Raw genomic sequence first — 20,338 nt, 5'->3', positions numbered from 1 at the left:
ACATAAATATGTACACTTTCGCTTGGATAAGGATGTACAGAATTACTCGTTCTCTTTTGCTAAATGATCCTTTAATCGGTATGAATCACCTATCATAGGCACAACTGTCGCATGATGTAAAATGCGGTCTAATATGGCATTGGCCAGTTTAGGTTCCTGAAATATTTCATCCCACGCTTTGAAATTCACATTGGTTGTTAAGATGGTACTTCTTTTTTCATATCTTCGATCAATCAGCTGGAAAAACAACTTAGCGTCTTCGTGATCAATCGGTAAATAACCGATTTCATCGATGATTAACAGTCTGTATTTGCTGTAATGCTTCAAACGGCTCTCTAACCGATTTTCTAATCGAGCTTTCCTCAAATTTTGAATCAAGTCATGGCACTTAATAAAATAGGTACTCGTCCGTTTCTTTGCTGCCGCAATCCCTATTGCTGTGGCCAAATGGGTTTTACCGACACCACTTGGTCCTAAAAACACAATATTTTCATTCTCCTCGATAAAACGCAATGTAAGGAAGTCTAGAATCTGCTGTTGGTTAATCGATGTTTGAAAGGTAAAATCGAAATCTTTCACCTCCTTAAAATGAGGGAAAGCTGCGACCTTCACCATCGATTGCGTCATGTTTTTCTCCCGTATGTCTATTTCATACGCAGTCAACTTGATTAATGTGTCGATAAATGACATCTGATGCTTTACGCTGAAGTCTACGATTTCATTTAAATGTAAGCTCATTTGCTTTAACTTTAGATAGTCAAGATTCCATAATAATTGTTGATAGTTTGTAGTTGGATTCATTATTTATACACTTCTCCAATCGTTGCTAAATTCCGTTTTGCTAAATCGTCGATTTCAGGATAATGAGGGGTGGAAACAAGTAAGCTTGCCTTATAATGTTCCTCTTGATAATTAAGTTTAGCGTTACTAATTGGATGTTGGGCGATCAGTTTCATGTTATAATAAATCCACAAGTAGTCATCATACACCTGTAAGCCTACTTTTTTTCCTTGATATTCTGGTGGTACAGAGTATTGATTCGATTTGTAGGAAATCATGTTTGATGCATTGACTTTTACATGTGTATGTTTGATGCGATAGGAATCTCTTACTTTGTCAGTTGGTAGCTGGAGTAAGTGGTTCCTTTCTTTTTTGAATTCCATAATCGGTATTTTCCCCGTTCCTTGATGGATCTGGTGATTCATTCTATTCCCTAAATCCTGTATGAATAGATGAAGTTCCTCCATTGTCAGTTGACCTTGGTACGCATGAATTTCATCAAGGAGTTTCATTGTGGATTCAATTTTCCCCTTGGTTCTCGGTCGTCCTGCAATACATGGTTTGACTTTAAAATCAAAGTCCCTCGCAAACTGATCAAATTTCGCATTCACTTTCCCAGGTTGATAATCAGTCCTCGCTTCATCCATTACCGTTTTCATATTATCCGTAAGGATTTCAGCTGGAACTCCGCCAATTGCTTCAAAAGTATCTGTTAAAAAAGAAAGTAAGGTACTCTGTGACTTAGAAAGACTTAATTGAAATGTTCGGAATCTGGAATTTGATAAAATGAAAGCCGCCACATTGACTTCTATCTTTTCTCCCTCTTTGGTTTCGAATAAAATGTTTTCCTTCCAATCTAATTGGGCCTGCTTACCTGGTGGCGTTTCAAATCGGACTGTCCCTTTGGGTGAAGAAATACGTTTATCCTCTTCAAAGTAGGCATTAAATTCAGGTGTACGAGCTATATACGCACGGAAGGTTGAAGCTCCACATTCCAATCCATGATTGTCTTTTAGGTACTGCCAAAGCATACGACGGTAATAAAATACCTGTTTTGAATCTTCTGATAACAATGCGGCTATTATTTCATAATAAGGATCAATCTTTGAGGGCTTTTCCCTTTTTCTTTTTGGGATAAAGCCATTTAGATATTTATCAATTGTCCGCCGATCCACACCCAATTCCTTTGCTAGCTTACTTTTATTGATTTTCATTTTCATATGCTCCATAATCTGTTTGAATTTCGGTAAGTCTGAAAGACTTTTAATCTCAAAATCGATATCAATATTCATTGTTATGTACATACTAATCCCCCCAAGATTAGTATGTAGATTCATATCAAATTTGTACATATTTATTCGAGCAATACTGTACATATTTAAATTAGCATTTCTATCCAATGGATAATCATTTATATCGGCAGTTACAATTTGCCCTAAATTATATTCATATGTTTTAGTAATATCTGCATCTTTTTCAAGAGCAAATACCACTTCAAAACCCTGAGATTTAAACGCATAATCTAATAGTCCAGCCCCAGAAAAAAGGGAAACTACTTGCAAAGGTAAATGAATATTTTCGATAGCATTCTTTATGTAAGGAATATGGGATGAAACAGGACTGTCAGTTGTTAAAAAATCATCTATAGATAATTGCTCATATGAATGATTTACAGCTTGAGGAAGATCTTTTTTCAAGAATGACACAGTAAATTTATTCTTTATTGTTCTACAAAATTTATTTAAAACGCCTTTTTTCTGTTTATGATGGATAGCTTCAACAATGATTTCATCTTCAAATATTTGAACTTGCAAAGAATCGGCATCTTTAAATAAAGTGAGGATCTCCTTGCTTCTCAGATCAATAACCGGATTGATCAAATTTTTTCTAACTCTTTTAGATACTTTGTTCTTCGTTGTTTCCGCAGAAGGAACAATGGATATTCTTTGTTTATGCTTATCAATTACATAAGTGATAGGTGTCCCAACTTTAAACTGGGTAGCAGTGAGTTCCGGATCTTGTAAATATGTACCTCTATCTGATTTTTTTGCACTTCTACTCTTAATTAATCTTTTGATCATAAATAAATTCCCCTTTCAGACTTAATGCCGGAAGGAAGGATTCACTCCTTCCGGCTGGCTTTGTTTGAACGGTTCCTGTTACTTTAAAAATCTCGTTTTACAATTCTCATTCAGATAGCATTCAAACAAAAATTTAAGATGTTCTTTCATATCAGCATTTATCAAGTCAATATTTCTAAGTTGTTTTTCTATTATCACTTGTTCATGGGCTGGCGCATTTTCCAAATGGCTGACTAATACAGGCACTTCCATAAGGTTTATTAATCCTTCAAATTCAACCTCTAAAATGTCATTCATTAATCCCTTTTCTTCAATCATGGTTCTAAAAAAGCTGTTCTCTTTTGGCATTTTAAAATCCCCTTTATTCTGATTTTTTTATGAGAGTGGAAGGGGAACATCCCCTTCACACTTATAAATTGAACAAATAGAACGGGCCAGTTTCTGGGTGTTTTTCAAACTTTGCTGTAACCGACATATTGTAAGGATCAACTCGAATTAAAACTTTGCAATCATTAACGGAACAATGGCTCATGTAATAGATAGAACCTGTATAATATTGATACTCAAGCTCTTGATCAATTGTGGTTATGTATTCGTTACCTTGAAGTCTTTTGTAAATTTCTTCTTTGATCTCTTGAATTTGAGCTTTCAGATTTACTATCATGTTTTCATCATCCTTTTTATTTTTGGTTTTGCCTTTCCGCAAGCCGAAGGCCCAGAAGGGATTATTTTTCCCTTTTGACATGGAGCATGTATCCGTCAGATTGGCAGCGTGTAAAGGGTTAAAGACATAAAATTTTTTCTTCCGTAAAGGGTTTAAATGGAGAAAAAAATTTATGGCCCCTTTACATGCTGGCAACCGTCTTAGCTTTCAATTCGCATAGGCCGAAGGCTAGGAATCTGTGCGAATCGAAAGCTTAGTCGGTTTCTGACGGATATAGTGCGGAAGGCAAAAGAGGAAAATAATACATAAAAAAAGCAGCCGATTTTGGCTGCTTTCCTTATGCTCTTAGATTTTGTGTTTTAGGGTGTTTGGCTCGTTTATTCCGGCTGAAAAGCAAATGGGACAGGAATATAGCAGATGTAGTCTTAAAAAGACGTACAGATGCATATTATCGGACCATTTAGGAATGAAGCGACACGTTACAGAGTCATGGAAAAACGAACTTTTTTTCCAATGAGTCTGTCGTGCTGCCACAAAAAAGGAAGGTTGTTGTTTTGTAGGTAGTTTATATAGAAAATCCAAAAAGAAAACCACCCGAAAGCGTAGCAGCCGAGGGCGGTTTCTATGAAATAAACGTATTAGGCAACCTCACACGACGAGCAAGGTTACATCGGTTAGACGGGATGTTAGCGCATCTCGTCTTTCCTAATTATAGCATGGGAAGTAGCAATTTTCTATTTTATAATTTGGTCTGAATTCCCAAATTTTTTTATAGTAATTCCTCTTAATACAATTGTTATCGCTGATAGTAAAAAGAAAATAAGTCCAATCGGTTTTAGAAACATCAATAACAAACAAGAGATTGCAACTAAAGACAATGAATATGAATTAATAAAATGATTTTTCCTCAAAATTACACCTCCTTTTATTTGAAATTCAAGGTATTCACGAATACTTATTGTAATAATTATATCAATACTATTTCCATAAACAACCAATCGCACTCACTTTCTTTAGTATCTCTGAAATTTTTAGTATAAAATTTAATTTTTCAGACAAGAATAAAAATAAGTCCTATAAGTGTCGTTTAGGTCCGAAAAGAAGTCTGCTTGAATACTGTATAGTTATCTTAAAGTGGATGGAATAGAAGGCTGAAAACCTTTCGGAACTATTGCTGTCAGTATAAGATAACTAGGCAATAGCGAAAATTGAGTTGCGTGACTTTAAGCAGCATGGCAGTTATGGAAGGCAATCGCCTAATAACAGAAAATTTTTTATACATCTCCAAACTATCCGAATTTCCTGTTGAATTCGGATAGTTTTATTGGCATTTTCCGATAAAACGGGACGGTTTATCGGATGAAAGGTACGATTGAAGTTAGGTTAATTTCAAAAAAAATATTAGGCCCTGATCTATCATTAGTTCAGGGCCTATTTTATTAGATGTAACCTTTTTCTTTAAAGCTGTTAAAGCTATATGGATTAACTATCAAAAAATCCAGCAAGTCAATTCCCAGGTACTTGCTACATTCTACAAAACGTGCTGCAACATCTTTGTCCTCTCTACTTTCGGTTAAGTTGTGCGATGGATGATTATGGACCATTATGATTGATGCTGCATTATGTAAGATAGCTGGCGCAAAAACGTCTCTTGGATGAACGATGCTGGCATTCAGTGTGCCTATATGCGCCTTATAATAAGCAACCACCTTATTTTTAGTGTTTAAATAAAACACTAGCATATTTTCTCTAGTTTCATCACCTATAAGTTCTTGCGCATAAGCAGCAATAGCATCTGGACTTGTTATAGTTGCCGTTTCAACCTCTTTAACTATTTGTTTAACGGTTACTACTTCAATGATTTTTTCAAATTTCATATTTAAACAACTCCTTCCAAATTTGACTCTTGAAAAAAACAATCGGAAGTGAGATTTTTTAATGCTTAGTTCATATAATGTCACTGGAATTTTTCTCACAATGCGGTCAAGACTCGCATACGCAAGATGCGACTTGCATGAGGGCATGTAACCTGAAAGGCCGGATTATGCCCTTTCAGGTGTCTTATTATTAGCGATAGCAATAATAAGTCATGCAGTCGTGGTCTTGATTAATAAGTGAGGAAAATGTAGGGTTAAGAGCTTTTGGAAGGAGTGTGTTTCCACTATCTCACCCTCTCCGGCAGGAGTTGAAAGGCGCAGCGTAGCGAAGCTGTTCAATCTAAAAGATCCGTTTCGACAACGGATCTTTTAGAGGGAATGAGCCATAGAAATGAAAAGACCGGATGGCTTTTCATTTCGTCATATTGCTGAAGCAATATTTTTATAGGCAAGCTTAAATAGGTTGCCTATAAAATGGCTGGATAAATAGCATACAAAAATACTTTTTTGTATGCTTTCCGAATGTAGTATAAATAAAATCCAACCCTCTTTAATTTACTAAAAGGTTGGATTTTTTCCTTTAATCCCTTTTAAAATACCAGGGCTTAACCAACAATAAATTCTACAAATACTGGCGTCATGATTAAACCACTTCTTAAAATCCCTCTTCCCTTCACTTTGCATCTTATATATGGTTCTATGTACACATAACGCTCATTTTCAGAGGTAATGATTCCTTTTGATATTCTGTAAAATGCTTCTTTATGAACAGGATTCATACCAAATTCCACTACACCTACATTTTGGCCATCCATATTTAAAAGCCATCCGGTTTGTTCTTTTTTAAAACCCGTTATAAAACAAATGTAATAACGCCAATTGATTATCTTTAACCATGATTTTGACCTTTGGCCAATTTCATAAAAAGAATTTTTTTTCTTGGCCACTATCCCTTCCATTTCAAGCAACTTAACCTGGTTAAATAATTCGTTGCCATAATCGGCAGAAACGATTGTTTGCTTTAAATGCGTACTTTCTGGCAACACTGCAGATAAGATTTTTTTCCGTTCCATTAGAGGTAATTTAACAATCCAATTGCCCTGTGACTGTAAAATATCAAAAACGATATATATAAGAGGATTATCATGAAACCCTTTTTGAATAGTTCGAGGACTTGCGGCATTGATCCTAGACATAACTGACTCAAAATCTTCCTGTCCTTCTTTATAACAAACTAATTCCCCATCTAAATAGAAATCAGGCAATGACAAACTTTCTATCTCAGGTAAGCGCCCTGTTAAGTTTGTGCCATGCCTTGTAAAAACGGTAATTTCATTAGACTTAGAATGTAGCAACAACCGAACACCATTACTTTTCGGTTCAAATAGATATTGGTCGGAATTAAATGGCTCCAGGGCTGTTTGAAGTAACATAGGCGATATATACATGCTGTCACCACTTTTCACCTTATTATTCACATAACAATGATTTATGTATACAGGTAAAATAAAAAAAGCGCTTATTTCTAAGCGCTTTCCTTTCTCATTTTAGATTCTTCTAAAATGAGAGCCGATTGTACATGTTGGCATCATGTAGGCATTGATCCATTTTCCTGATCGGAAATGGCCCTTTACCATATGAGCAGCACGCACATGTTCTCTTACGAACGTCATATCAGCGTACCTCCTTATGTATTTAGGAGGTAGAAAAAAAGTTATTCTTACTAATCCAATTTATGTAATTTCTAAAAATGCTAGGTTCCACCTTGCATTTTTTGTTGCACCTATGCTATAGTTACTTTGCGGAGAAACAAAGCATAGGGTGTAAGAGTGAAACTTTTTCAATACACTCCTATACATGTAGTATATCATAGTTTCCTAGATTCGTCAAATTTTTTATTTGTAAGTGTGTGAAAGCGCTTACATTTGTCGAAACCTTGATAATCTTGGGTACATACCAAATAAACTACCTTGATATTTAGGTAGTTTATTTTTATATTTATAATTCCCCAAAGACTTTATTCGATTTTTTCCTCAATTAAATCTAAGTCTGCCCAAACATCTTGAATGACCTTTAAAGTGGATTGACAATCGTTTAATGCACGATGGGCTGGCCATTGCCCACTTGCATTGGCTAAGGAAACGTATCTATCCGTTTGAATATAATCAGCATACGCCTTCATGACACAATCCGTTTGCCAGTTAGGAGTTTTTAATTTCCAATTATCACAGCTTCTAAATATTGCTTCCCGATCAAAAATCTCATTGAATATAAGAATTAATTTATTTTCTAAAATTGGTTTAAGGTTTTTATAAATTTCTTTAAAAGTCGGCTTGTCATCTAACATTTCCTCTGTAATGCCATGAATTGCTTTTGCATCAAGTGATATAGGGCCAAATGGTTTTACTAATTCATTAAAAATAACAGATCCCTTTGCATCTACGATTGATATTTCTATAACTTCCCCTTCTAAAGATGTAGTTTCGGTATCAAGTATGTAAAAATCCTCTTTATACCACTTTCCAAAGGTCTGCAGCGCACATTCTTTTCCTAATTGTTCTAATAATTTCCGTTCGGCTTCTCCATAACAGTGACGGCATAATTTAATTCCCTCTAATAAAACTAGGTGTTTAAATGCCGTTTCTGGCTTGTTACAGCGTTCACAGGTTAGTTTTTGGAGTCTTGCATCTAGTGCTTTCTGTAATGCGCTTAATTGAGCTTCTGAGGGCTTTTTCTTAGCTTTAGTATCTAATTCAATATCATATAGCTTATACCAGCTTTTATAGCTCCATACCTCTGCTCTTGGCTTATTTTCATCTATTGGTTTTAGTCCTATTTTATTTAATTGTGTTTTAGTTTTAAGGTTTTCTGGGACATTGGCCCAACCTCCTTTAATACGCTCTACTTCCATTGTTTTCACCCTCGATCATGTAATTTTTTTTACTGACTATAGATGATAACCTTTTATCATAACAACCTTTACTTCATAGAAAATAGTTCCTGGTCTATCTCTTTTCCTCATGCTTAATTTGAATAAATTTAGATAAGACAAAAGCAACCTCTATTAGATCAAAGGTTGCTCCTTATATGCTTTGTACCGTAAATTTAATTAAATTGTATGTTTCTTTAGAGCTTTGAATAACAAACCACAAAATCGCTAATTCGATAACTTCTCCAAGTGTTTCTTTTTTTAATTGATAAACTATTTTAGAAATATCATTAGAAACTCTTACATGTAGCCCTGTTAAATGATTACTAATAGAAGATAAATAAGGTAGTATTTCACTAACTTTCTCATGATGTTGAATAAAAGATTTTACTTCATTGTATGATGATTTATCAACAAGGATTTTCAGATTATAAATCATTGTACTGATTAATTCATTAAAATCATAAGTAGGTAATAAGTTAAAATTGACTAAACCTATTTTCTCTTTCAACAAAGCAGATGTTAACTCGGATTTATCTCTACTTACCACATCGAGACAGACTTGAAATAGCTTTTTATATTTAGCTTGTATTTTAAATGTCTTTGATGGGTAATTCATATAATTTCTCCTAACACCTTCATACTTATTATTTTTACACTTTTTATTTATAGATTACCCTCTTTTTATATAAATTCATACAGAAATATTTCCTAGTTTTTGAAAAAAATACTTTTAAAAATTAACATATATATATATAACTAATTTAATACTATTTGGAAGAATTTTTTATAGTCACTGTTAAATTCATGTAAGATTCCATGTTCATCAACCAAATAGTATAAATTATTGTGGATGCCTACTGTGTAAATATTCCCCTTTTGAAATCTTTGTATATGATTGATTTTCCCATCAGTCTTTATAGTTTTATCAAAGCAAGATTTTGTACATAGAGCCTTTAATTTTAATGTCAAAGCATATCACCCTTTAATTCCGATACCATACTTCACTAATTCCTGAGTCCTCTGCTTCAACAGGCAATGTAAACTTTCCTACGCCCGTACCTAGTAAATTAAATGCCTTAAATGTGTATTCAGAGCTTAGTTTTACAGTAAATTTTCCACCCTGCTGCATCTTCCCTGAATTTCCGAATTCCACATTGTATTTTTGCCGATCATATCCATATTGCTTAATGGTTTCATCCATAGATGTTTTTACTTCCGGGGTTATACCCCCTAACATTTCTGCTTCTTTAGTTGTAGATTCTACGATGGCGTTTGCCTTATAGTTTAGTGTTCCATATACAATTAAATCAGGTATAAAAACCGAAAAGCAAAGTGTCATTAATAATACAAAAGCTGTACCTACATACCCTTTCAAAATACTCCACTCCCTTTGAAGAAAAAAGAGAAAGGAAAATTAACCCTTCTCTTCTCCAATTTGCTTTCTTACTTGCCCCAACCATCAGGCTTGGTATTTTTCCCTGTAATTCCATCATTAAAGAAATTACCAATAGCTGTGAATCCGCCAGTAAGCCATACAAAAACTAATCCCAGGATAACAATACCGAGAACAACAGCCGCATAGGTTAAAACTCCTTCTTCTGTTGTTGTTTTAACAGATGCCTGGTCCTTCAAAAATGATGTGGTTTTACTTTTAAACAGGTTGAATTTCGCATTCACTTTTAGCGCTAAATTGTTTAAAGTTTTCATTTAAATTCCTCCGAATAGTTAAATAATTATTAATATAAATTACTAAATGAATCTGCAAGCATGACAAAGACGAATGTAAATATGATTGCTACCATAGTAAATAGCATTGGCATGATGTAATAATGGACCTTGTCGGGACGAGCAATAATTTGCTCATTTTCTGCTTCTTCAATTAGTTGTTCCATAATTGTGATCTGATCCTCAATAATCTTTTGACTATTTTTTGAATCAACTTTCATAATTTGTTGTAAAGCAACAACAAACTCTCTTGCTTCTCTCAATCCAACTGCAGCAGCAAATTTCTCATATGGCTTTGTAGATGAAGGAGACAATTCAATATCTTGTACCATCTGCTCAACTAATGGTTTTAGAATTGATCCCGCATATTCTACTGATCTTCTTGTTGCTTCAAATGGTGTATATGTTGATAACAAAATAGCAAAATTTGAAAGATACTCTGGTAACTGGATTTTCATTTGTTGCTCATAGTAAGCTAGATTTTTCTTTACAATTCTATTTGGAATCATATAACCAAAGATTGCTAATGGAATTGCCAGATAAATATAAAGTTTTAAATGAGTAAAAGAATACATAAACAGCATTACTATTAGAATAGAAACAGACATTAATACGCATTGTAGAATGAATCTGTTTACAGGTGTCTCAAGTCGAGCTTCTTGCAACTTCATTTCTAAATAGCGTTTGTATTTATTAAAAGAGGTATATCGCTCTATTAACCCTATCTGTTCTTTGATTTGCAGTTTAGCTTCCTCTTTATTCTGGAAAAAACTCTTTAATACAAATTTATTTGACGATTTAGCTTCCAGAACAAGTTGAACAGTTTTGTATCCGGACACTACAATTGCTAGGACTGCAATTACTTGAACAGCTTGTACTAATAATATGGCCACAAAGCTTTCCTCCTTTCCATGTGATTAAACCTCAATTTCTTCATCTGCAGTAGGATCATAAATTTCTAGTTTCTCAAGTTGTCTCCATGTAACAAAAATTAAGCTGAACGTTATCAAGAAAACAATAGAAGTAGCGATATGATTCATTACAATATTGTAATTGTCCATGCTGGCTATGATGAACAGAAATGGGGCTGATAAGTTAAGGAATACAAATGTTTTCCATGCCTTTAAAGATTGTTTATGCTCCGTCTTTAATCTTCTGCGATATGTTTCTTTTCTCTTCATTTTAAAAGCAACTTTACGTAAAGAATCTAATGTATCCATTCCACTTTTGGCTATTGCATCTAATTGATCATGAAAGAGTTTAAGGTGCTTTTCTTTATATTTTTGATTCATTTTAGAAAAAGCGACTCTGACAGTTTTACCATCCTGTAGCATAATTAAAGCTTCTTCAACGTCACCTTTTATTGGTTCTTCTAATGAAGGTAAAATGGATCTTAGAGCATCCGTCACGTTTCCGAAAGTTCCGGATGCCGTTGCCATTGCTGACATATAGATTGATATTTTTGAATCCAATTCAATGATGTATTTCTTGCGGAATTTCTGTAACTGTACATGATTGGCAATGAATCCACCGATAATAGATAAAGGAAGCAGGAAAATTACTGGTCGAAAATAAACAAACATAATAATTACCCCAAGTACCGAACCAATTAAAAAGGTCAGGAGATAGGATTGTTTTGTAATAGTCACACCATATTTTTTCGCTTCATGCATTATATGAGTTGAACTTATAAATCTTAATAGATTCTTTTTTTCAAGCCATTCGATGACCTTATTTGTACTTTTTCGATCTACATCTTTTCCTCTTAGCAAGTTTGATAATCTTTGTCTTTTATTGCTGAAGGATAATTCAGTAAATCGAATTACCGATATATAGGTTAAAATCGAAATGATTGTTAATCCAACTACTGTAATTAGCATTATTTTATTCATTTTATGTTCACCTCTCTTTATCGAACCATTGAAACTTTATACGGAGATAGATCTTCAAGTTCTTCAAGATCCTCATGTTCTTCTAATAATCTTTTCCATAAAGCTTCTGAAAGGGTTCCTTTTTTGATATGGCGCTTTGCGACTGAATCATATTCAAATAATACATTCGCCTTCACTTCTCCCTCTTCATAACCTATATATTCGACTATTTCATTAAGAACACGTTTATTTTTATAGCGTTTTATGTGTAGGCCAATAGAAAAACTACGTGTAATCCTTTTTCCGTAATATGAATCTGGATGATGCTGCGCTTCCTGGCATAAATCAATCATTCTATAAACAGCATCAATCCCAGAAAATGCATGTAGAGTTGTATTTACTACGTGACCTGTTTCGTTTGCTTTTAAAATTTCAGCAGACTCAGCCCCCCGGCTTTCTTGAATAAAGATATAAAAAGGATTCTGTCGCATAGCATTCCGAATATGATAGGTGTAACCAAAATCCTTTTGATTTTCATTATTTGCCTGACGGTTACGCCACATATTGATCGGTTTTTCAGGATAAATTTCATCTAAGTATGTTTCTGGTGTATCCTCAATCATTATGATATTTTTTCTATTCTTAGTGTCTTTAGTTGCATATCTCAATAGTTCTGTTTTACCTGTACCTGTTGCTCCGGAAATTAGATGGCTTTCCGTTGCAAATGTATATTTTAGTAAGTTCATCATCAATGGTGTTGCATAGCCAGATTCTTGAATGTACTCGTCTGATAGTCTTAATTCTTTTGAGATTAAACGAATCGAAAGACTAATCTTAGGTGATAAATCTTGTCCAACAAAATTAACACGCATATAAGGGAAAATAGCATCTACAGATGGCTCTGCATGTGAAAATGATTTACTAGATGCCTGGGCAAAACGAATACATAATTCTACATAATCCTCTTCACTTTCAAATGTTACATCCGTTTTGTACATCCCTTTTTCAATATCATCCACCCATATATTATTCCAATCTAAACACTTAATATCAGTAACGGATTCAATTTCTGCTAATTGTTGCAAAACATCAATTCCAGCAATTTTTTCAACCCAAAATTCGGTTAAATCTACTAATTCAAATTCAGATAATTGAGGGCCGTACTTCGCCAAAAAGTCTTTACTTGAAATAAAAGAGTGAATAATATTTTTTAATGACTCCTGTTTAACTCGATTTCCAAAAGAGTCCATTATAATTTTTCGATATTCTTCGTTAGCAAGATAGTCTTTTACTTTCTTTGTAATTTCAGCGCTGATCTTATTGGAAGCATATTTTAAGTTACCGCCCTTTTTAGAAGTTTGTTGCTTAAAAAAGAGTAATCGCTCTATATTAATTTCATTCTTCATTGGTGGTAACAATTCGTAATTAATAAGATTTCTCATTGATTCCCCCCCTTACTTTTTGAAGAATGATTTTTTATTTCTCTTGTTTTGGATTGTTAGTTCGGCATCAAGCCTGTCAGCTAATATATGCAATGACTCTTCTATCAAACTCGAACCAAATTTCATTTCAAATTCTTGTTGCTGCCTATGCGTATCATATGGAACAATAACCGGATCTTCTAATAGATCCCAATACTCTTCATTCGGAACTTCTTTAGAAGCAAGATTAATAACATTAATCAACTTATCCTCAATTCCAAATATATTATTATTTAAAAACTTCGTGACCTGTTTACCTTCGTTAATTCGATTTGCACTTGGCGTAACAATATGAACAACGTGATCACTTGCAGCAATCATTTCAAAACCGAAAATGGATCTTAATTCTACAGGTAGTTTCAAAATGACATAATCATAGTTACTTGTGTTTAATGTATACATGAATTTTTCAATAAACTCATGGGCTTTCTTCTCTGATTCTTTTTCACCGTTAATTATTTCAGGGAATTCACGTAAATTAAAATCAATTGGTAATACTAAAAAGTCAAGTTTATCCGGCAAGTGACTATACAATTGCTTAGATTTTGCTTTGGCATTCAGTAAGTAAGCTCTATTAAGTACGTAAGGATCTATAGACCAAACATTTTTATCTATTACATTTTGAAAATAGACATTTGTATTTCTCAATTCATCAGTAATTTGAGTAGCAATTGCAACCGATGGCTTGTATAGATCCAGCTCTACATAGAGTGTTTTATAGTCACTTTCCGCCAGCATTTTTGCCATTGTAAGTGATAGTGTTCTGTTCCCTTGTGAATGTGATGCCCCATAAAAACTGACAACTTTAGTCATTAGATTCCCTCACTTTCACTGTCTTTTGAAGCTGTTGCTTTTTCTACATCTTTTTCAGAGAAACTATTTTTGTAAGAAGAAGTATAGATATAAGCTTTTACATCATTTAAATCGTCTGTTAAATCTTTTTTAGATTGTTTTCCTGTGGCAATCGGAACGATTTCACCAAGTAGCTTCGCTTTATTTAATAGTTCATTCAAACTAGAAGGAACTGCAAAAATATAAATCTTAGCCATTGAGTTTTCTTCTGTTTGGAAATTTGCTTTATTGCTGCCATCTGCTTCTTTTGAAGTTCCTTTACTGTATTCATCCGGATCAAATACATTAGCTGCATCGGCATTTTTCACCGATACCACTCTTACTTGGGATGCTAATTTTCCATAAAGAGCCTTGTCTGAATCTTCATCTTTTAATAGAGATCTAAAATATAAATCTACTTTTGTATCAGGAATGATACTATTTCCTAAAGATGTTTCTAAATCTACCAATAACGGGAAAGCCACTTCTCCCTCTTTTAATTCAAGAATCCCGGCATCAGGCATTTTATCTTGTACAGTCACCTTGTTATCATAAATATAACTATGTGCTGGAATTCCGTAACCCGCCTTTGTCCAGGTTCCAATAATGTCTTTTGCTTCACTTGCTGCGTTACTTGGAACACTTTTAGTAGGTACAACAATTGTTTCAAGCATATCCTCAGTAATCTCGGTTCTTGGAGGTATATCTATTTTTGAAACGACAATCGGTTTTTCATTCATTTCTGCATTTATTCTCACTTTTGTAAAAATAAGAATCGAACAAACAAGCACAATTACAGTTAGTAGTGCTACTATTCTTTTTTTCCATTTACTTTTCATAGATATTCTCCTTATTTAATGAGCTTTTTAGCTTCAAATATGACTATTTCTCGGCTTCTGGTGATGTTTTCATCGCTTTTATTTTCCTTAGTGAACCTGTTCGCCATTCCCTGAAAAGGAGTGTTGACAGTAGTATAAGTATCTACTGCCAACATTGGAGGATTTTCAGATAGGCTATGTACATTTACATAGCGCTCACCGTCAAAAAAGTCAGCATTATCACCGTATTGTCTAACAACAGCTTGTATGGCTGCTTTCTCATTAATCGTTATATCTTCATTTACTCTGGCATTTCCCCAATTTATCGCTTGTGTCATGGCGTTTCTGGTCGAGTTTGTAACAGATGTTTCGTTGTCACTATCTGCTACTGTTAAATATTGCTGGCTGAATGCAAATACGGTAAAAAAGATAAACAATAATAAAGCGAAGGCTCCCATTGTTAGTTTAGACATGCTTTACCTCCTGACGATCACTTCAAATGAACAGTATTCTCAAAATGCTTGTCCAATTTGATTTCATGACCGAACGTCTTATTGTATTCTTTAATTTCACGAATTTTATCAATAGTTAAATCAAATGATTTTTTATTCTCGCTTGCTGGAATGCTTGTAGGGTGTTCATACCAATTTCTATACCAGCCAGTAAGATTATTAATGATTGTTAATTGATTTTTCCAGTTCCAGCCTGTTCCTGCCGGGAAAGGATTCTCTGGTATGACAGATCTTTTAACAAAATCATCATTCCCTTTTTCATCACCAATAATAGTTCCATCAACTAAAACTCTTCCATCTTGGCAAGTGTTCAGTTTATTAACCCCTGCTTCATAGGTCCTTACTTTAAAGTTGTAGTAACCATCTGGTTGAGTAAAATCAACAAACCATTTATTAATAACATTTCCTTCACGATCTTTTAATAAGACTTTTTCGTTTGGTTCCCTTTTTGCATGATGTAAATAATCATTATTTCTTACAGCAAAAAGATTTCCACTATATTCCTCAACGGCAACTGTTGGTAGATCCCAGGATTTCACTTCTCTGCCTGATTGATTAGGCTGTAAAGTTTCCATTCCTACGTTATATCCTTCAACTTCATATATAGGTGATTTATTTGAATAATAACCAACGATGGCTGGATCTTTCTTATAAGGTAAATAATTTACTAATGTAGGAAAAAAAGAATGTGCTTCTTTTGTACCTGTAGCAAAGGTGGGTTCCGGCTCGTTATCTTCATTTTCATATGTTGTCGCAACCGTATAATTAAAGCCAAATCCAGCTCTCATTTTATCTCTTGGTAATTTTACAAAACGGCTTGTTACTCTTTCTTTTAGCTCTCTATTGTAACCATCTTCATTAATGGTCCTTACTACACCTTCAATGGCCGAATCTGAGAAATAATTTTCTGGTCTCCCACAAGCTGCTGTATCATGACTGCTTATATAAATAGGTGTGTCTTTCCAGTTATTTGATGAACTACTTGAGTACAAGTCATTTCCAACACGATTGTTATAACCTAATGAAATTTCATTTCTATCTTCTAAAGGTTGGTATTGAAATTCATTATAGGGACCATCCTCATTAATCTGCGCCATAATGGTTCCATCATTGTTAAGAGTCCAACTTGGGAAGGTATAACGCTTTGGCCCTTCCCCTTCACTTAATGACACATTAACGCTAGAAACCTGTGAATCATTAAAGTACAACTTCACATTCGGATAAACTACAGAATATTCAGATTCCTTCTGGCCTATATACGCTAATTCTTCCTGAGCCTTTTTAATATGATCTTTATACTTTTCAATCATTTTTTTTGCAGCTTCAATTTCCTTTGTTTTTTGCTCAATCATTTTCTGGGCTTCATTAATCTTATTCTGGGCTGTAGTTATAGCTGCTGCTGCTGCTGAAATTTGGGAACTGTATCCTGAACAATCTGGCTTCTTTCCATTCTTATCTGGTTTTGTAGCCTGGCAAGATGCATAAGCGCTCTCTGCTGCTGCTTTATCGCTTTGAGCTTTCACTTTTGCTTTTTCTGCGTCTGCTTTGTCTTGTTCAGCTTTTTTCTTATCATCCTCTGCCTTTTTCAGAATCTCTTCGCAGTGCCTTTGTTGTTCCTGGACCTCTGCAATGTAGTCATTAAATTCATCTTTAGCTTGTTGCCGGGAAGAAGAAAAATCAGCTCTTTTCACATATACATCTGTCTTAGTTGATGTTCCTTTTTCTGCAGTACGCCCATCCAATCTGTATACTTCTAGATCCATTTCATATTCATATCTTTTAGGCACTTCTCTTGGTTCTGGACAAGCCCCTCCTTCAGTAGGCGGTGGGGCAGCATCACCTATCACAATTGTCTTTTTAACAGTGGTTGCTCTTTTTACCTGATCCCATACTTTTAAAATATAAGTATAAGTACCTTTCGGTTTAGTTTGTATCAAAGTATCGGTAAAAGTGTTGGTTCCTTTTTGCCCTGATCTTAGAACAGTTCCATCTAGAGACAGTTCGTAATTTACTTCTTCACGTGTCTCATAGTAATCAGAAGGATAAAATTCTTCACCGTTTAAACTTATATTGAAAGGTATATTCTCTTTTCCAGTCGATGGGAGACTAAGGCTTGCTTTTGGAAAAGGAGTAGTTTGAAAGTTTGCTTCTGCTAATTGTAAACCTGCCTCATCATATTTATTTAAACCTTTTACAGCTATAACTTTAGCCCCAGACCATTTTGCAATATCTCGACTATAAGAGCGTGTTATAAGGTCGTTAGTTAAAACACTCCTTATTCGAGTAGGTTCTTCATTAGCAGTTTTCGTTACAAAATCAACATTCCCGTTAAACGCCTTAGCCCAATAACTAACATCTTGATTTTGAGCAAAAGTCCGTCCTGATTGCTGTTTGGAACGGGGGCGCATTAGCATCATCATCTTAGTGTTTCGTATTTTATCAATAGCAACATACCAGTTTGATTCATACATAAAATCAGCATTATAGAAGTCTGATCCTGTTATCCTATATTGATAATTTTTATCCCCTAGCGTCCATTGTTCCTGAGTTGACATTTTTATTTGATTATCTAAACTTCGTAATGCCTCTGGTGGGTAAGCCGCAAAAGTAGAAATTGGTAACCCTGAAAGAATTAAAAGTGCACATATTAAAATAATTAAACTGTATTTTAATCTATCCAATAAAACCCATCCTTTTCTAATGGATAGTTCGCAATCTCAACTCTAAGTGCTGTTGGATATTTAGGAGTCATTTGTCTTGTAGAAAGCCCTAATTTATCTGCAATAGAAACAATCGGACCCGATACCACACTATTATCCTCAGTTACTTTCGCTGACAATGTGACCTTTTGACCGTTAACTGTGGCCATATTGCTGTTTTTTTGCAATTTAACTATATTGCCTTCAAATTCTAATGTATATCCACCATTTGTTACTTTAACCATATTATTTGTATTTTTGAATAGACTCACAAAATCCACCAAAAAATCAGTATTATCAGCTACTGCCAATGGTGTATTTTTCAATGTTGTAACTTTTGCTTTATTATTTGAATACGTTACAGCATTTTTAGTGTACGTATGTAAATCAATTAAATTATTTCCATCAATCGTTGGAGGTGTTGGAACAGTTGCAGCTAATCCTTTATTGAAAGATGATGTTGGAGTAGCAATAGTTTTAGAAAAAATCTTAGAGTTTCTGAATGGAACATCGTTAAAAGAAATCACTTCTTTTTTAGGATACGAGTTGTATAAATTTCTATAACTCAGCTCTAACTCTTCTGTCATACCTTTAAAATACTCTTGTGGTGACTTCATAGATTGACTATATCTTGGATCATTCAAAGTTTCATGATATAGCTTCACATAATCTTGTTCAAAAATCTTATCTCCTGAACGCTCTAGAACTTTATATTCTCCGACTACGGATTCAATTTGGTTTATACTCCACTTATGCCAATCTCCTGATGGCTGTCCTGGATTCGTTGTCGGTGGTGTTGTTGGTTTCTCTGGTTGTGTTACAGGCGGTGTTGGAGTTGAAGACGTGTTATTTTCCAATACATTTAACATACGGTACACAAATACCGATGAAGTGGCTCTATCCGCAAATTCACCACCAGCAAATGTATTATTACTTTTTCCTGATATGATTCCGTATTTTGTCATACGCTTCACACTCTCTAAAGCATAATTAGGTATTGATCCACTATCTTTAAAGGATAAGTTAGTAGATTCGGTAAATTTACCTTTAATATTCATTGCACGATCAATCATAACGGCTATATCTGCACGAGAAACGGCTTTTTCAGGATACACATAGCCTTTTGTATTCCCTTTGATCAACCCTGCAACAGCAGCCCTAGATACATCTTTATACAACGCTTTTGATTTAGGTAGATCCTTAAATTTACTATCCGCAAGAGGAAGATTTAATGCCCTTGCTAACATTGTGGCAAACTGTCCTCTAGTAACCGTTCCTGTCGGATCAAATTTATCCTTACTGTACCCATATACTACTTTACGATTTACTAAATCATTAATTGCGCTAAAAGCGAATGACGATGCAGGTACATCCTTAAAAATTGCATTTTGAACAATCGTCGAAGCTTTAACATCCATAATGTTCCCGGTAGTTCCTGCAAATGGTACAGCATTAAACAATAAACTAGCCCCTAAAACTGTAGATACAATTACCTTTTTTGTTTGCATGTTCTTTTCCCCCATCATAAAAATATTAAATGCATACAAAGGGTTGTGATTAGTAATGGTACTGCTTCTGGCGAACGTATCCCCTCTGAATCTATTACATATTTACCAAATTGAATGGTATCCCTTTGTAAAACTTTCCTCGTAATAATTAAAAAAAGAGTAATTATTACCGATAATACATGTTGGAGTGTGTGCAATAGCACAATTACAATATAATGCGGCACACCTGGAATCATACTTGAAAAATAGATTCCTAAGACTATTTGCATTTTAATATCCCCAGCTCCGTATGTACTGAAAACTTTACGGAATAACACTCCAATTACTAAATTAATGATGATGATTAACACCATATTAATAACTGGAATGTGCAGATATAAATAAAGGGGAATTGAAAAAATCATCAATGTATAATGCAACATATTCCACGTTATTAACCACTTCATATCAGTATAGGTATTAATCACCATATATATTAAAAGGAGATAGAATATACATTCGGTATTCATGAATACCTCCTTTATAAATATTATACTTGCTAATATTGGCAATAGCAAGT

The 20,338-nt window shown here is 34.2% G+C and carries 20 protein-coding genes and 1 pseudogene; all 21 read right to left on the bottom strand.

Annotated features, from left to right (window positions below):
- Window positions 1–42: 42 nt before the first annotated feature.
- Entirely contained in the window at window positions 43–801 is a 759-nt protein-coding gene (istB, locus tag ABC357_RS16825; protein ID WP_412885551.1) for an IS21-like element helper ATPase IstB, read from the bottom strand.
- Entirely contained in the window at window positions 801–2,084 is a 1,284-nt protein-coding gene (gene istA / locus ABC357_RS16820) for an IS21 family transposase (protein ID WP_412885845.1), read from the bottom strand. The genes istB and istA overlap by 1 nt, the downstream gene beginning before the upstream one ends.
- Window positions 2,085–2,198: 114 nt before the next feature.
- A pseudogene (locus tag ABC357_RS16815) lies at window positions 2,199–2,861 on the bottom strand (DNA cytosine methyltransferase); the annotation flags it as partial.
- Between the two features lie 78 nt (window positions 2,862–2,939).
- Entirely contained in the window at window positions 2,940–3,209 is a 270-nt protein-coding gene (locus tag ABC357_RS16810; RefSeq protein WP_412888768.1) for a hypothetical protein, read from the bottom strand.
- A 61-nt stretch (window positions 3,210–3,270) separates the two neighbouring features.
- The gene (locus ABC357_RS16805) at window positions 3,271–3,606 is read right to left on the bottom strand and encodes a hypothetical protein (RefSeq protein ID WP_412888767.1); all 336 of its coding nucleotides are present in this window, start codon (window positions 3,604–3,606) and stop codon (window positions 3,271–3,273) included.
- Between the two features lie 1,358 nt (window positions 3,607–4,964).
- Complete coding sequence (locus ABC357_RS16800; RefSeq protein WP_412888766.1) at window positions 4,965–5,402, bottom strand: JAB domain-containing protein; 438 nt, start codon at window positions 5,400–5,402, stop codon at window positions 4,965–4,967.
- A 605-nt stretch (window positions 5,403–6,007) separates the two neighbouring features.
- The gene (locus tag ABC357_RS16795) at window positions 6,008–6,868 is read right to left on the bottom strand and encodes an ATP-dependent DNA ligase (protein ID WP_412888765.1); all 861 of its coding nucleotides are present in this window, start codon (window positions 6,866–6,868) and stop codon (window positions 6,008–6,010) included.
- An 81-nt stretch (window positions 6,869–6,949) separates the two neighbouring features.
- Complete coding sequence (locus tag ABC357_RS16790) at window positions 6,950–7,075, bottom strand: hypothetical protein (RefSeq protein ID WP_412888764.1); 126 nt, start codon at window positions 7,073–7,075, stop codon at window positions 6,950–6,952.
- Window positions 7,076–7,419: 344 nt separating this feature from the next.
- On the bottom strand, window positions 7,420–8,313 hold the full coding sequence (locus tag ABC357_RS16785; RefSeq protein WP_412888763.1) for a 3'-5' exonuclease: 894 nt from the start codon (window positions 8,311–8,313) through the stop codon (window positions 7,420–7,422).
- A 172-nt stretch (window positions 8,314–8,485) separates the two neighbouring features.
- Window positions 8,486–8,950, bottom strand: a complete 465-nt coding sequence (locus ABC357_RS16780; protein ID WP_412888762.1) for a hypothetical protein — start codon at window positions 8,948–8,950, stop codon at window positions 8,486–8,488.
- 366 nt (window positions 8,951–9,316) lie between these two features.
- On the bottom strand, window positions 9,317–9,709 hold the full coding sequence (locus ABC357_RS16775) for a DUF4320 family protein (protein WP_412888761.1): 393 nt from the start codon (window positions 9,707–9,709) through the stop codon (window positions 9,317–9,319).
- A gap of 68 nt (window positions 9,710–9,777) precedes the next feature.
- The gene (locus ABC357_RS16770) at window positions 9,778–10,041 is read right to left on the bottom strand and encodes a hypothetical protein (protein WP_412888760.1); all 264 of its coding nucleotides are present in this window, start codon (window positions 10,039–10,041) and stop codon (window positions 9,778–9,780) included.
- Window positions 10,042–10,070: 29 nt separating this feature from the next.
- Entirely contained in the window at window positions 10,071–10,952 is an 882-nt protein-coding gene (locus tag ABC357_RS16765; RefSeq protein WP_412888759.1) for a hypothetical protein, read from the bottom strand.
- A 24-nt stretch (window positions 10,953–10,976) separates the two neighbouring features.
- Complete coding sequence (locus tag ABC357_RS16760; protein WP_412888758.1) at window positions 10,977–11,951, bottom strand: type II secretion system F family protein; 975 nt, start codon at window positions 11,949–11,951, stop codon at window positions 10,977–10,979.
- Window positions 11,952–11,968: 17 nt separating this feature from the next.
- Window positions 11,969–13,372 carry an ATPase, T2SS/T4P/T4SS family gene (locus ABC357_RS16755; RefSeq protein WP_412888757.1) on the bottom strand — a complete coding sequence of 468 codons (1,404 nt, stop codon included), beginning with the start codon at window positions 13,370–13,372 and terminating at the stop codon, window positions 11,969–11,971.
- Window positions 13,373–13,384: 12 nt separating this feature from the next.
- Complete coding sequence (locus tag ABC357_RS16750; RefSeq protein ID WP_412888756.1) at window positions 13,385–14,224, bottom strand: AAA family ATPase; 840 nt, start codon at window positions 14,222–14,224, stop codon at window positions 13,385–13,387.
- Window positions 14,224–15,081 carry a CpaB family protein gene (locus ABC357_RS16745; RefSeq protein WP_412888755.1) on the bottom strand — a complete coding sequence of 286 codons (858 nt, stop codon included), beginning with the start codon at window positions 15,079–15,081 and terminating at the stop codon, window positions 14,224–14,226. The genes ABC357_RS16750 and ABC357_RS16745 overlap by 1 nt, the downstream gene beginning before the upstream one ends.
- A gap of 11 nt (window positions 15,082–15,092) precedes the next feature.
- The gene (locus ABC357_RS16740; RefSeq protein WP_412888754.1) at window positions 15,093–15,533 is read right to left on the bottom strand and encodes a DUF5411 family protein; all 441 of its coding nucleotides are present in this window, start codon (window positions 15,531–15,533) and stop codon (window positions 15,093–15,095) included.
- A gap of 17 nt (window positions 15,534–15,550) precedes the next feature.
- Window positions 15,551–18,253 (bottom strand): hypothetical protein, encoded by a 2,703-nt coding sequence (locus ABC357_RS16735; RefSeq protein WP_412888753.1) that lies wholly within the window; start codon window positions 18,251–18,253, stop codon window positions 15,551–15,553.
- Entirely contained in the window at window positions 18,241–19,779 is a 1,539-nt protein-coding gene (locus ABC357_RS16730; RefSeq protein ID WP_412888752.1) for an S-layer homology domain-containing protein, read from the bottom strand. The genes ABC357_RS16735 and ABC357_RS16730 overlap by 13 nt, the downstream gene beginning before the upstream one ends.
- Window positions 19,780–19,793: 14 nt before the next feature.
- On the bottom strand, window positions 19,794–20,288 hold the full coding sequence (locus tag ABC357_RS16725; RefSeq protein ID WP_412888751.1) for a hypothetical protein: 495 nt from the start codon (window positions 20,286–20,288) through the stop codon (window positions 19,794–19,796).
- Window positions 20,289–20,338: the final 50 nt, after the last annotated feature.

Source organism: Bacillus kalamii, from assembly GCF_047238185.1.
Classification (GTDB): Bacteria; Bacillota; Bacilli; order Bacillales; family DSM-1321; genus Bacillus_AD.
This window is presented reverse-complemented; position numbering and strand designations above follow the sequence as displayed.